The 13,534-nt window shown below is 69.8% G+C and carries 13 protein-coding genes; 8 read left to right on the forward strand and 5 right to left on the reverse strand.

Going from position 1 to position 13,534, the window contains the following annotated elements:
- Positions 1–64: 64 nt before the first annotated feature.
- From OG568_RS28145 to phoU, 4 genes are all read right to left on the reverse strand, one after another.
- Positions 65–1,561, reverse strand: a complete 1,497-nt coding sequence (locus OG568_RS28145) for an FAD-binding oxidoreductase (protein ID WP_329533556.1) — start codon at positions 1,559–1,561, stop codon at positions 65–67.
- A 219-nt stretch (positions 1,562–1,780) separates the two neighbouring features.
- Entirely contained in the window at positions 1,781–2,029 is a 249-nt protein-coding gene (locus OG568_RS28150; RefSeq protein ID WP_266433231.1) for an SCO4226 family nickel-binding protein, read from the reverse strand.
- Between the two features lie 136 nt (positions 2,030–2,165).
- A complete protein-coding gene (locus OG568_RS28155; protein ID WP_266433233.1) occupies positions 2,166–2,318 on the reverse strand; it encodes a hypothetical protein in 153 nt (50 codons plus the stop codon).
- Between the two features lie 209 nt (positions 2,319–2,527).
- Positions 2,528–3,217 carry a phosphate signaling complex protein PhoU gene (gene phoU, locus OG568_RS28160; protein ID WP_266433235.1) on the reverse strand — a complete coding sequence of 230 codons (690 nt, stop codon included), beginning with the start codon at positions 3,215–3,217 and terminating at the stop codon, positions 2,528–2,530.
- Between the two features lie 238 nt (positions 3,218–3,455).
- Between phoU and OG568_RS28165 the strand changes: the two genes are divergently transcribed.
- Both OG568_RS28165 and OG568_RS28170 read left to right on the forward strand, forming a co-directional pair.
- Positions 3,456–4,733 (forward strand): sensor histidine kinase, encoded by a 1,278-nt coding sequence (locus OG568_RS28165; protein ID WP_266433237.1) that lies wholly within the window; start codon positions 3,456–3,458, stop codon positions 4,731–4,733.
- A complete protein-coding gene (locus OG568_RS28170) occupies positions 4,730–5,410 on the forward strand; it encodes a response regulator transcription factor (RefSeq protein ID WP_009340348.1) in 681 nt (226 codons plus the stop codon). Before OG568_RS28165 ends, OG568_RS28170 begins: the two co-directional genes overlap by 4 nt.
- A gap of 103 nt (positions 5,411–5,513) precedes the next feature.
- On the opposite strand, the gene OG568_RS28175 is transcribed toward OG568_RS28170, so the two are convergent.
- On the reverse strand, positions 5,514–6,191 hold the full coding sequence (locus OG568_RS28175; protein ID WP_329533557.1) for a DUF461 domain-containing protein: 678 nt from the start codon (positions 6,189–6,191) through the stop codon (positions 5,514–5,516).
- 646 nt (positions 6,192–6,837) lie between these two features.
- Here OG568_RS28175 and OG568_RS28180 point away from each other — a divergent pair.
- The 6 genes from OG568_RS28180 to OG568_RS28205 all read left to right on the forward strand — a co-directional run bounded on the left by OG568_RS28180 (position 6,838) and on the right by OG568_RS28205 (position 13,485).
- On the forward strand, positions 6,838–7,320 hold the full coding sequence (locus tag OG568_RS28180; RefSeq protein WP_003953493.1) for a CarD family transcriptional regulator: 483 nt from the start codon (positions 6,838–6,840) through the stop codon (positions 7,318–7,320).
- Between the two features lie 398 nt (positions 7,321–7,718).
- Positions 7,719–8,471, forward strand: coding sequence for a 2-C-methyl-D-erythritol 4-phosphate cytidylyltransferase (ispD, locus tag OG568_RS28185; protein WP_266583461.1), 753 nt, complete (start codon positions 7,719–7,721; stop codon positions 8,469–8,471).
- Positions 8,461–8,970: a 2-C-methyl-D-erythritol 2,4-cyclodiphosphate synthase gene (gene ispF / locus OG568_RS28190; RefSeq protein ID WP_329533558.1), complete on the forward strand. Its 510-nt coding sequence runs from the start codon at positions 8,461–8,463 to the stop codon at positions 8,968–8,970. The genes ispD and ispF overlap by 11 nt, the downstream gene beginning before the upstream one ends.
- 170 nt (positions 8,971–9,140) lie before the next feature.
- On the forward strand, positions 9,141–10,544 hold the full coding sequence (gene cysS, locus OG568_RS28195; RefSeq protein WP_329533559.1) for a cysteine--tRNA ligase: 1,404 nt from the start codon (positions 9,141–9,143) through the stop codon (positions 10,542–10,544).
- Positions 10,545–10,679: 135 nt separating this feature from the next.
- On the forward strand, positions 10,680–11,621 hold the full coding sequence (gene rlmB / locus OG568_RS28200) for a 23S rRNA (guanosine(2251)-2'-O)-methyltransferase RlmB (RefSeq protein WP_329533560.1): 942 nt from the start codon (positions 10,680–10,682) through the stop codon (positions 11,619–11,621).
- Positions 11,622–11,775: 154 nt separating this feature from the next.
- Positions 11,776–13,485, forward strand: a complete 1,710-nt coding sequence (locus OG568_RS28205; RefSeq protein ID WP_329533561.1) for a DoxX family protein — start codon at positions 11,776–11,778, stop codon at positions 13,483–13,485.
- Positions 13,486–13,534: the final 49 nt, after the last annotated feature.

The raw sequence follows: 13,534 nt of genomic DNA on the forward strand, positions 1-13,534 counted from the left end.
GCAGGGGCGTCCCCAGCGCAACGGCCCCTGACCGATTTACCTGGTCAGGGGCCGTCGATCCGCGTCAGCAGGACGCGGGCGGGATGCTCTGCTCGTACTGGAAGACGTTGTGGGGGTCGTACTTCGCCTTGATCTTGCGCAGTCGGTCGAAGTTGGATCCCCAGTAGGCGGTCTCCCAGTCCTGCATTCCGATGTTCGGCACGTTGACGTAGGCGCCGTTCACATAGGGCCGCATTGCCTGGCTGAATTCGGCGATCCAGGCCTGGGCCTGCGGGGTGAGCGGGTCGCAGACGCCTGGTCGTCCTGTACGCGGCCCCCAGCCGGCGCCGGGCTCGGAATAGAACAGCGCGTCGCGGTGCGGGAACGACGTGCCGCCGCGGGGCTTCTTCCTCACCGCCCCGCCGAAGGCCTGGGTGAAGAAGTTGCTGTCGTCCGTGGGGGCGTCTCGCATGAATGAGGCGATCACACTGATCGCCTTCTTCGGGAACGGCTTTCTGGTGAACTGCGAGAAGAATTTCCAGTTCCCGGGCTCGGCCGCGGTCGGAATCTGGAATCCCGCGTATACGTCGCCCCAGTTACCGACCTGTACCGAGACACTGGGACTGCCGACCGAAAGGATCGGGGCCAGCAGCGCCTTCACCTCTTTCTCGGACCCTTCCGCGAGAACCCCGAACAGCAGGATCTGGCCTCTGTGGATCTCGAGCTGGGTTCCGAGGCGGTCGTCGGCGAACAGCGCCGTACGCTGCCATGCGTCGAAGACCCCATGGAGGTCTTCGACGCCTTCCCATGTCGCTTGCAGATAGGCGACGCTCTTCAGCGGAGACGCCTTGTAGGTGAGTGAGGTGACGATGCCGAAGTTGCCGTTTCCCGCTCCACGGAGCGCCCAGAGCAGATCCGAGTGGTTCCTCAGGTCCGTCCTGATCACCTTGGCGCAGTCGGCACCCGACGGGACGACGACCTCGGCCCCGATCAGGCTGTCGCAGGCCATGCCAAGATAGCGGGTGAGGAAGCCGAAGCCGCCGCCGAGCGTCGCACCGGACAGGCCTACGCTGCCCTCCGTTCCGGTCGTCACCGCGAGGTTCTTCTTCGCGAGCGTGGTCACCGCTTCCAGCTGGTTGAGCCCGGCGCCGACGGTCGCGGTACGAGAGGCGGTGTCGATGTGGGCCGACTTCAACTCGCTGACGTCGATCACGAGGCCGTTGTCCACGTTCGACCAGCCCTCAAGGCTGTGGCCGCCGCTCCGTACCCGCAGCGCGACGTCGTTCTGCCGCGCCCACGTGAGGGCGTTGACCACGTCCTGGGTGTTCTGGGCGTAGACGATGACCAGTGGATAGTGAGCGAAGAGCTCGTCCCAGCCGAGGCTCGCATCCGCGTACCCCGGGTCGTTGGGGCGGACGATGCGGCCGGTCAGCTTCGCCGGCTTGCATCTCGCGCTTTCGGCCCCTTCGGTCGTGGCACTCGCGCCCGGGGCTTCCGCGGCCGTAACGCCCGGGAGGACGACCGCGCCGGCGCCGGTGGCCGCCGTGGCCTTCAGTAGTCCACGACGAGAAAAATCCTGCATGGTCCGTATCCTCTCGACCGGGCCACGCCAGTATTCGGCTTGGGCAGATGTATTCCGCCGGCTGGCGCGCGTTCAATCCGTTGTGGATGAATTCTGAGGGCCGCAGAGTAACAGGGGTGAGCAGGGTGATTCGGTCCGACATGCTCATTGACGACGAGGCGGAATTGTTGAAAGAGGATGTATGTGAGTGGGCGTGAATTAGCCCAGCCGGGCTGGGCCTCAGATCGACAGCGGGACCGGGTGGATTTCGTCCGCCTTGTGGCCCGCGCGTTCGTGAACGCGCTGGACCGCTTCGGCCGAGGGGGCGTCGGAGAGGCAGTAGACGATGCCGGAACCCGGGTCCGCCCACGCCCGCTCGAAGTGCACGCCCTCCTCCTTCTCCACGGCGAGGTCCGCCTTGTGGGCCGCCATCAGCTGGTCGGCCGTGATGCCTGACATCCCGTGGTGGACGTCCATGTACTGAGCCATGGCCGCGCACCTCCTTCCGAGTGAGCTCGGCCGCTCCATGCTCTTCCTCCATGCTGCTCCGGTACGGCCATGGAGGCGACCGTGCGCAGAGGGGCCCCGTCGTGATGACGGGGCCCCTCTGGTCGGATCCGCGCGATCAGCCGCACTGGCACGGGTTGCCCGACTGGCACCCGCACCCGCAGCCGGAGCCGCAGCCGCAGGCGCCGAACAGCGGGAGGCTTTTGATGTCGGCGGGCTGCTCGGTGTCGCGGTCCAGGGTCGGGTCGGGCGTGGCGGGAGAATCGGCCATGGTGTCCTCCTCGGTGAGGCCTCAACGAGGCATTGAGGCCGGGTGCCTACGCCTATACGCCTGTACGCCTAGGCGAGGCGCGAGTGCCTACCCTCATTGGATGCCCGCTCCACTGGGCGCATCAACGGCGCACTGAGGCTCGTTCGCGCCCCCGGAGTGAGATGGCGACCCCCGGTACGCCCGGAACGGCAGCCTCCGGTACTCCGGCCTCAGACGCCTTCCGCCCCCGTGACCGGCTGAATGTCCGGCTGGAGCTCGTCCGCGTGCTCACCCGTGACCAGGTACACCACACGCTTGGCCACCGACACCGCGTGGTCGGCGAAGCGCTCGTAGTAACGGCCCAGCAGGGTGACATCGACGGCGGTCTCGATGCCGTGCTTCCAGCGGTCGTCCAGCAGGTGCTGGAAGAGCGTGCGGTGCAGCTGGTCCATCTCGTCGTCGTCCTGCTCCAGCTGGAGCGCCAGGTCGACGTCCTTCGTGATGATCACCTCGGCCGCCTTCGCCATCAGGCGCTGCGCGAGCTGGCCCATCTCCAGGATCGTGGCGTGCAGGTCGTGCGGGATCGCACGCTCGGGGAAGCGCAGCCGGGCGAGCTTCGCCACGTGCTGGGCCAGGTCGCCGGAGCGCTCCAGGTCGGCGGACATGCGGAGCGAGGTGACGACGATGCGCAGGTCCGTCGCCACCGGCTGCTGGCGGGCCAGCAGGGCTATCGCCCGGGCCTCGAGCTCGTGCTGGAGATCGTCGACCTTCTGGTCGGCCGCGATCACGCTCTCGGCCAGCTTCAGATCGGCGTCGAGGATGGCCGTCGTGGCGCGTCCGATCGCCGATCCGACGAGCCGGGCCATGTCGACCAGGCCGTCGCCGATCGAGTCAAGTTCCTCGTGGTACGCGTCACGCATGTGGTTTGTCCCTCTCTTACGTCACCTTGGGGCCCGGGGGCCGGGCTGCCCCGACCGCCGGACGGACCGCCGGACGGGCCCCGTGAACCCCACGCTCCCACGTTCCGGCCCGTACGCGTCCGTTTCCGGCACCCCAAATGAACCATCCCTGGCTCCCGGGTGAACTCTGGGCGACGAGTGTTAGAGGTCGCACTCCGATGGCTGTGGCCTGGCGTGACGGCATGCCTAACCTGGGTGCATGGACGTGAACGCGGCGGTCGCCGCAGCGGCAGCGATCGCCGGAGTGCTCACCGGTGTCATCGCCATGCTGGCGTTCCGCTGGAGCGAGCGCGACCAGAAACGCCCCACCCGTACATCTCTGCACACGGACCCGGTGCTTCCGCCGGGCGTCGACACGGTTCTCTCCGTGCTCCGGTCCTCGGCCGTCGTCCTCGACGAGGCCGACGCCGTCGTCAAGGCCAGCTCCGCCGCGTACGCCCTCGGGCTGGTGCGTGGCGGCAAGCTCGCCGTCGAACCGATGATGCTGATGGCCCGCGACACCCGTCGCGACGGGGAAATACGCCAGGTCGAGCTGGATCTGCCGAGGCGGGGGACCGGACGGGGGGAGGCCCTGGCCGTCTCCGCGCGGGTCGCCCCGCTGGGCTCCCGGCTCGTGCTGCTCCTCGTCGAGGACCTCACCGAGGCCCGGCGGATCGAAGCGGTACGGCGCGACTTCGTCGCGAATGTCAGCCACGAGCTCAAGACGCCCGTCGGCGCGCTCTCCCTCCTCTCCGAGGCCGTCATGGACGCCTCGGACGATCCGGAGGCCGTCGAGCGCTTCGCCGGGCGGATGCAGATAGAGGCCACCCGGCTCACCAACCTCGTCCAGGAGCTCATCGACCTGTCGAGGGTGCAGAACGACGATCCCCTCGAGGACGCGGAGCCCGTCCGGGTGGACGAGCTGGTCGCCGAGGCCATCGACCGGTGCCGCCACCAGGCCGGCACCAAGCAGATCACCATGGCCGCCGGAGGCACCGCCGACCTGAGTATCTGGGGGAACCGGGGCCAGCTGGCCGCCGCCCTCGGCAACCTCGTCGAGAACGCCGTCAACTACTCACCCGCCCGCACCCGGGTGGGCATAGCCGCGCGTCGGGTGACCGCGCCCGGCGGAGACCTCATCGAGATCGCCGTGACCGACCAGGGCATCGGCATCTCGGAGAAGGACCGGGAGCGCGTCTTCGAGCGCTTCTACCGCGTCGACCCGGCCCGCTCCCGCCAGACCGGCGGTACCGGTCTCGGTCTCGCGATCGTCAAACACGTGGCCGCCTCGCACGGCGGGGAGGTCACGGTGTGGAGCTCCGAGGGTCAGGGCTCCACGTTCACCCTGCGGCTGCCTGAGGCGGCCGCGGCCCGCGACCGCGGGATCGACCACGACATGCCCGGACTCGACGATGAGGACGAGAACGGGCAGCCCGACGGGACGACCACCGTCACATCCCCGTACGAACCGCTTCCCGCTCCGGAGGTCCTTCCGTGACCCGTGTGCTCGTCGTCGAGGACGAGGAGTCCTTCTCCGACGCCCTGTCCTACATGCTCCGCAAGGAGGGCTTCGAGGTCGCCATCGCGACCACCGGGCCCGACGGACTCGACGAGTTCGAGCGCAATGGCGCCGACCTCGTCCTCCTCGACCTGATGCTGCCGGGCCTGCCCGGTACGGAGGTCTGCCGCCAGCTGCGCGGCCGCTCCAACGTCCCGGTGATCATGGTCACCGCCAAGGACAGCGAGATCGACAAGGTCGTCGGGCTGGAAATAGGAGCCGACGACTACGTCACCAAGCCCTTCTCCTCTCGCGAGCTGGTCGCCCGTATCCGGGCCGTCCTGCGTCGCCGCGGGGAGCCGGAGGAGGTCACCCCGGCCGCTCTCGAGGCCGGTCCCGTCCGTATGGACGTCGACCGGCACGTGGTGACCGTCTCCGGCTCCAAGGTCGACCTCCCCCTGAAGGAGTTCGACCTCCTGGAGATGCTGCTCAGGAACGCGGGCCGGGTGCTGACCCGTATGCAGCTCATCGACCGGGTGTGGGGCGCCGACTACGTGGGCGACACCAAGACCCTGGACGTCCACGTCAAGCGGCTCCGGGCGAAGATCGAGCCCGACCCGGGCGCGCCGCGGTACCTGGTCACGGTGCGTGGCCTCGGTTATAAGTTCGAGCCGTAAACCGGCCCCTTCATACGGCGGCAGTGCAACGGCACGTACGACGCGACCTCACGTGCGACAAAGGGCGGCACCCCTCGGGGTACCGCCCTTTGTGCGTGGTGGATCAGTGGCCGGCCGTCGCGGTGGCCGTGTCCGTGGCCGTCGCGCTCGCCGAGGCCGCGTCGGTGGGCGTGCCGGTGGCCGTACCCGTGGCGGAGTCGGACGGCGAGGCCTTCGACGACTTCGAGGGGGTCGCGGAGCCGGTGGCCGTCGCGCCGGGCGCCGCGGGGATGTTGGTCGGGCCCCACTTGGAGAAGTAGCTCTCGGCCGGGACGACGAACGCGCGCAGCTTCACGTCACCGGTCTTGCTGAAGGTGAAGGTGATCGGCTGGGCGTTGCCGTCCTTGACGGCCGCGCCGGGGTTGGTCAGGGCCGCGGAGGCGTTGCCCTCGCCGCCCAGGATGACGTGGCCGCCGGCGGGGATGGTCAGCTTGCCGCCACCCTTGGCGGGCGTGATCTGGGCGACGCCGTCGCCGCCGATCTTGACCGAGTCGAGGGTCTGCGGGGTGGTGCCGTTGTTGAAGACGGTCGCGGAGACCACCGCGGGGCCCGTGGACGTCGTGTCGGGCTGGGTGATGACGAGGGCGTTCTGGATCTTGATGTCGCCGACGCTGGTCGCCGCGTTGTCCGGCTTGACCTCCAGCGTCTGTGCGTTGTTGCCGGCGCCGCACGCGGCGAGCGAGGCGAGCGAGAACGCGATGGCGGCGGCGGCGAGGGCGCCGCGTCGAAGGCTGCTGCTCACGGCGGCGGCAACTCCTTGAACGTGGGCGAAGCAGAGCGACTCCGGTGTAAAGCCGCCCTAAGGGTCTGTCAACGGCCTTAGGTTACCGAGCCGTTCCCCCGCCGCCGCACCCGACCCGCCCCTTGGCTCCCTCGAGCCCTGTCGCGCCGCCCGTGCGCCCCGGTCGTCGGGTGGTTCGGGTCCGCCTCAGCAGCTACTTTGGGCTTCCGTTCGTCCGCCATTCACATAAGCGGCTGTGAGAGTTGCCGTGAGAGTAGCGACGAGATCCGCTGGGGATTTTCCGGTAAGGAATCCATGGCGGTCCGGAAAATTGATCATCGGTAGATCGACGGGGCCCGTGATCAATTCCGGATTCGTCTCGTACCCGACTCCGCTCACCGAACGGAGTAGCGGAAGTCGCGCTCCTGGAGTGGGACAAACCGGGATGTTCAGACCCTGGTCAGGAACGTCCGGTGTGTGTAACGTACGCGTTTCTCTTGCCCTGGACAGCCGCTCCCACCTGCGAATACCCTCTTCCGCTCCCCCCTCGCAGCACGTTCCTGTTGCGGTTGTCAAGCCCCGAGATATGCCCTGACCTGCGAAAACGCCATTCAGAAGACGCCGTTTCCGTGTTACCCTGGATAGCCACGGAAGGGGTACCTGTCACATGACGTTCAAGGTTGGCGACACCGTGGTCTATCCCCATCACGGGGCCGCGCTGATCGAGGCCATCGAAACTCGCCAGATCAAAGGCGTGGACAAGACCTACTTGGTGCTGAAGGTCGCCCAGGGCGACCTGACGGTGCGTGTGCCAGCGGACAATGCGGAGTTCGTCGGCGTGCGTGATGTGGTCGGTCAGGATGGACTGGACCGGGTCTTCGAGGTGCTGCGCGCGCCGTACGCCGAGGAGCCCACGAACTGGTCTCGTCGTTACAAGGCAAATCTGGAGAAGCTCGCCTCCGGCGACGTCATCAAGGTCGCGGAAGTCGTGCGTGACCTGTGGCGTCGTGAGCGCGAGCGCGGACTCTCCGCCGGAGAGAAGCGCATGCTCGCCAAGGCCCGCCAGATCCTGGTGAGCGAGCTCGCCCTCGCGGAGAACACCAACGAGGACAAGGCCGAGGCCCTGCTCGACGAGGTCCTCGCGTCCTGACGCAGGCAGTTGTCGAGACGGTGGCCGCTCACCCGGCAATCGTCCTGACGTCCACACAAGCCCGCACAGCTGCGCAGTGAAATGCCGCGGTGCCCGATGACGTAATCGCTGTCGCTCGACGCGATGGCTGTCGCCGGGCGCTGCGGCATGTTCGTACCCGCGTCCTTTCGGAAACGTGTGCCTCGAATGCACCTGCGTCCAGTGCGCCTGTGTTCTCGATACCCGCGTCCCCGATACTTGGCGTGCCGGGCCCGGACAGCTTGCTCGACCGGATGTCACGGAAGGGGTCCGGTCAGGGCTCGCGCCCGGCACTGCCCCGAGCTCTCGGCTTCGCTCGAGCAAGGGGCACGCCCAGGCCATACCCAAGCACGCCGAGTACACAAACCTGACAGGAACCGATGTCTGACGATTCGCGCTCCTCGCTGGCCGGAGGCCGTACAGCGGCCGTGATTCCGGCCGCCGGACGGGGCGTGCGCCTCGGTCCGGGCGCCCCCAAGGCGCTACGCGCGCTGAACGGTACCCCCATGCTCGTCCACGCGGTGCGCGCCATGGCCGCCTCCCGCGCGGTCTCGCTGGTCATCGTCGTGGCCCCGCCCGACGGCGCCGCCGAGGTGAAGGCCCTGCTCGACACGCACGCGCTGCCCGAGCGGACCGACTTCCTCGTCGTCCCCGGCGGGGACAGCCGACAGGAGTCCGTGAAGTACGGGCTCGACGCGCTGCCCCCCGGCATCGACATCGTCCTCGTGCACGACGCGGCCCGCCCGCTCGTGCCCGTGGACACGGTCGACGCGGTCATCGAGGCCGTACGCGACGGCGCGCCCGCCGTCGTACCGGCGCTGCCGCTCGCGGACACCGTCAAGCAGGTCGAGCCGGCGAGCGAGCCGGGTGCGCCGGAGCCCGTCGTCGCCACGCCCGAGCGGGCGCGGCTGCGAGCCGTGCAGACACCGCAGGGATTCGACCGCGCCACGCTCGTGCGGGCCCACGAGACCGTCACCGACAACGTGACCGACGACGCGAGCATGGTCGAGCAGCTCGGGGAGCGGGTGGTGGTCGTGCCAGGGCATGAGGAGGCGTTCAAGGTGACGCGTCCTTTGGACCTCGTCCTCGCGGAGGCGGTCCTCGCGCGCAGGAGGGCCAACGATGGCTTCTGAGTCACCCGCACCGGCCCCCGTGGTGCTGCCGCGGGTCGGCATCGGTACCGACATCCACGCCTTCGAAGAGGGACGGGAGCTGTGGTGCGCCGGACTGCTGTGGGAGGGCGCGGGGCCGGGGCTCGCCGGGCACTCCGACGCGGACGTCGTCGCGCACGCCGCCTGCAACGCGCTGTTCTCGGCGGCGGGGCTCGGTGACCTCGGCGCCCACTTCGGGACCGGGCGGCCCGAGTGGTCCGGCGCGTCCGGGGTCACGCTGCTGACGGAGGCCGCGCGGATCGTCCGCGAGGCGGGCTTCACCATCGGCAATGTCGCCGTTCAGGTCGTGGGACCCCGCCCGAAGATCGGGAAGCGACGGGACGAGGCGCAGAAGATCCTCTCCGCGGCGGTCGGCGCACCGGTGTCGGTCTCCGGCGCCACGACGGACGGCCTCGGCTTCCCGGGCCGCGACGAGGGCCTGATGGCGATCGCCACGGCGCTGGTGGCGCACACGGGCTGACGCCGGCCGCCGCGGCAGGCGTGGTGGAGGCGGGCTGTCGCGGCACCGGCGGTGCGGGAGCGAGTATCGGAAGCCTCTGAGGGGCGGTCGCCGCTCACAGATGTCACGAATAAGTCCTCCTTGCGAGGGAAGGTCGCGGGGCACTCCCCGGGGCCCACTACCCTGGAGTCGTGACTATTCGCCTGTACGACACCAGCGCCCGGCAGATTCGTGACTTCTCCCCGCTCAAGCCGGGTTGTGTCTCGATCTACCTGTGTGGTGCCACCGTGCAGGCCGCACCGCACATCGGGCATATCCGCTCGGGCCTCGACTTCGACATCATGCGCCGCTGGTTCGAGTACCGCGGGTACGACGTCACGTTCATCCGCAACGTGACCGACATCGACGACAAGATCATCACCAAGTCGGCGGACCAGGGCCGCCCTTGGTGGTCGATCGGGTACGAGAACGAGCGCGCGTTCAACGACGGGTACGCCGCGCTCGGTTGCCTCCCGCCCACCTACGAGCCGCGGGCCACCGGGCACATCACCGAGATGGTCGAGATGATGCGCGGGCTCATCGAGCGCGGGCACGCGTACGAGGCGGACGGGAACGTCTACTTCGACGTGCGCTCCTTCGCCGGGTACCTCCAGCTGTCCAACCAGGAGCTGGACAACCTGCTGCAGCCCTCCGGCGAGGGCGAGACCGGCAAGCGGGACCCGCGCGACTTCGCCATGTGGAAGGCCGTGAAGCCGGGCGAGCCGAGCTGGGAGACGCCGTGGGGGCGGGGCCGGCCCGGCTGGCACCTGGAGTGCTCCGCCATGGCCCACAAGTACCTGGGCAGCGCGTTCGACATCCACGGCGGCGGGATCGACCTGATCTTCCCGCACCACGAGAACGAGATCGCGCAGGCCAAGGCCTTCGGCGACGAGTTCGCCATGTACTGGGTGCACAACGCCTGGGTCACCATGAGCGGCGAGAAGATGTCCAAGTCCCTGGGCAACTCCGTGCTCGTCTCCGAGATGGTCAAGCAGTGGCGTCCGATCGTGCTGCGCTACTACCTCGGCACCCCGCACTACCGTTCGATGATCGAGTACAGCGAAGAGGCCCTGCGCGAGGCCGAGTCGGCGTTCGCGCGCATCGAGGGCTTCGTGCAGCGGGTCGTCGAGAAGGCGGGGGGCGTCGTCGAGCCCGCCGCCGAGGTGCCGCCGGCCTTCGCCGAGGCGATGGACGACGACCTGGGCGTGCCGCAGGCGCTCGCCATCGTGCACACGACGGTGCGGCAGGGGAACTCCGCCCTGGCCGCCGACGACAAGGAAGCAGCGGTCGCCCGCCTCGCCGAGGTCCGGGCCATGCTCGGTGTCCTCGGGCTCGACCCGCTCGACGAGCAGTGGGCGGGTGGCGAGGGCGACCGCGGCGAGGATCTGCACGGCGCCGTCGACACCCTCGTCCGGATGGTCCTCGACCAGCGCGAGGCCGCCCGCGCCCGCAAGGACTGGGCCACCGCGGACGCCATCCGCGACCAGCTCAACCAGTCCGGCCTGGTCATCGAGGACAGCCCGCAGGGCCCGCGCTGGACGCTCGGCCCCCGCTGAGCGGGTCCCTCCGGGGCCTCCTCGGCCTTGATCGATTGTGCCGCCCGGGCCTCCGGGCGGCACACTGCATATACGACACTTCAAGTACGTGACTTCGAGTACGTACGCACGCTCGCTTCAACAGACAGGTAGGTCATGGCCGCTAACAACCGCCGCATGTCCGGCAAGAAGGGCGCGCAGGTCGGCAGTGGCGGCCAGCGACGCCGGGGCCTGGAAGGCAAGGGCCCCACTCCGCCCGCCGAGATGCGCAAGGGGCACAAGAAGAACCGCGTCGCCAATGCCAAGGCGAAGCAGAGCGTCCGCCGTCCCGCACCCCGGGGCCGCGGCGGCAAGGGCACGTCCGAGATGGTCGTCGGGCGCAACCCGGTCGTGGAGGCGCTGCGCGAGGGCGTGCCCGCGACGATGCTGTACGTGCAGCAGTTCATCGACAACGACGAGCGGGTGCGCGAGGCGCTCCAGCTCGCCGGTGAGCGCGGCGGCATCCACCTCATGGAGGCCCCGCGCCCCGAGCTCGACCGCATGACCAACGGGCTCAACCACCAGGGTCTCGTCCTCCAGGTCCCGCCGTACGAGTACGCGCACCCCGAGGACCTCGCGGCCGCCGCGTACGACGAGGGCCAGGACCCGCTGATCGTCGCCCTCGACGGCGTGACCGACCCCCGGAACCTGGGTGCCGTCGTCCGTTCCGTCTCCGCCTTCGGCGGCCACGGCGTCGTCGTGCCCGAGCGGCGCGCGGCCGGCATGACCGCCGGCGCCTGGAAGACGTCGGCGGGTGCCGCCGCCCGTACGCCCGTCGCGCGCGCCTCCAACCTGACGCGGGCCCTTGAGGGGTACAAGAAGGCCGGCCTGGTCGTGGTCGGACTCGCCGCGGACGGCGAGGTCGAGGTCGGCGATCTGGAGGCCCTCGGCGGTCCCGTCGTCATCGTCGTCGGCAGCGAGGGCAAGGGCCTGTCCCGACTGGTCGGGGAGACCTGCGACTTCCGGGTGCGGATTCCGATGCCGGGCGGTACCGAGTCGCTGAACGCCGGTGTCGCGGCGGGAGTCGTGCTGTACGAGGCCTCGCGCCGACGCGTCTGAACGGACGTTCTAGCGGATATCTGAACAGACGTTTGAGTGGACGTCTGAGTGAGTGACCCCCGTGGGGCGATCGGGATGTTCGGAATGACCTTGACGCGGTCCGGACAGATCGACGCAGTCAAAGCAGTGTCCTAAACACACGTCACTCGGTTAGATGAGTGTGGACACCAGAACACCCCGCACACCCACGGGGGACCGCTCGTCGGGATTCGACGACGCTCCCGCGCTGAGCATGGTGAAGGTGCCGAGCGATCCGGCGCAGGTCATCGTCAATCATGCGAGCTTCCGCGTGCAGCTAGGCGGCGCGACGCGGAATCAATTCTCGCGCGTCGCACGGCACTTGAGCGCCACCGACGCCGCGCGGATCCCCGGCGCCGGTACGGCGGGCAGAGCGGGCGGCCCGGCCGCGGGAGCCCGCCGCCGTGCGCCCGTCGTCTGGAGCGGAAGGTCCGATCCCGACGACACCGGCGCCCACCGCCTGTTGCAGGCCGTGCGGAGCACCAGCGTGCGCCACGGCGCCGCGGCCCCGGCGGGCGACGCCGGCGCCACCCAGGTCATCCCCCGCGTTGACGAACACCAGGGCTACGCGGACGACTTGACCGTGGAGACGGTCGAGACCCCCCTTGTCGGCAGCCAGCGCGGCCATGACCACGACTCCGTGGGGACCCGGCTGCTGCCCGACATGCGCAGCGTGGACAGCGCGTACGACGAACCGCGTTACACGGGAGGACAGTTCGCGGAGGAGGGCCCCGAGGACTACGGCGGCGGCACACCGAGCAGGCGGCACGCCTCGGACCCGGTCCGGCACGCCTACTACCCCGGGCGCCGGATGAACCTCGGCGTGGTGCTGCTCCCGCTCCGCGTCTTCCTCGGCTTCATCTCCATCTACGCCGGCATGGGCAAGCTCTGCGACCCCGTCTACTTCGACGGCGGCAAGCGCGGCTCCATGGTCAAGTGGCTGAACACGCTGCACCCTTGGGACGTCGCCGAGCCGCTGCGGCAGTTCGCGCTCCAGCACCCTGTCGGCTCCGGGCTCGTCATCGCCTTCCTCCAGGTCATCGTGGGCGTCCTCACGGTGCTCGGGCTGTGGCAGCGGGTCGCCGCCGTGGTCGGTGCGATGCTGTCGGCCGCGCTCATCGTCACCGTCAGCTGGAAGACGGTCCCCGCGTACGACGCGCCGGACATCATCTACCTCGCCGCCTGGTCCCCGCTGATCATCGCGGGCGCCCCCGTCTACTCCGTCGACGGACGCCTCGCGAGCGAGGCCTGGCGCACGCTCGGGCCGCGCGCCGACATCTGGGACCTGCGGCACCGGGTGCTGCGCCGGGGCGCGCTCGTCTCGGCCCTCGTCGTCGGCCTCACGCTGCTCGTCGGCTCGCTCCTCGGCGGTGCCGTCCGTGACGCCGACCGCGTGGTCGTGCCCGGACCGGGCGAGGCCCCGCGCAACGAGCTGCCCGGCTCCCCGCTTCCCGAGGAGCCCGGCACGCCCCGGCACAAGGCCACCACTCCGTCGGCCTCGGCCAAGGCGCCCACCCACGGCAGCTCCTCCTCGCCGTCGGGCGCGGCCACCACGCCGGGTGCCGCGGTCCGCGAGACGGGCGGCACGGTCACCAGCGGCCCCAGCCAGACCCAGGGCACCGGCCAGGCCCCGCCCCAGCAGTCCTCGCCGGTTCACCAGGCCCCGAGCACCAGCGCGGGCCCGACGTCCAGCGGAGGCAGCGGCAGCGGCAGTGGCAGTGGCCGCAGCAGCGGCGGCACCGGCTCGGCCGGCGGCACCTCCTCCGGCGGTTCGAGCGGCGGCGGTGGCGGTGGAGGCGGCACCTCCGGCGGCTCGGACAAGCTGGTCGGCGGTCTCCTCGGGTAACGCCTCTGGCAGTACGAGGACGGGCCCCGCACATCAGATGTGCGGGGCC

The sequence above is a fragment of the Streptomyces sp. NBC_01450 genome (genome assembly GCF_036227505.1).
Lineage (GTDB): Bacteria > Actinomycetota > Actinomycetes > Streptomycetales > Streptomycetaceae > Streptomyces.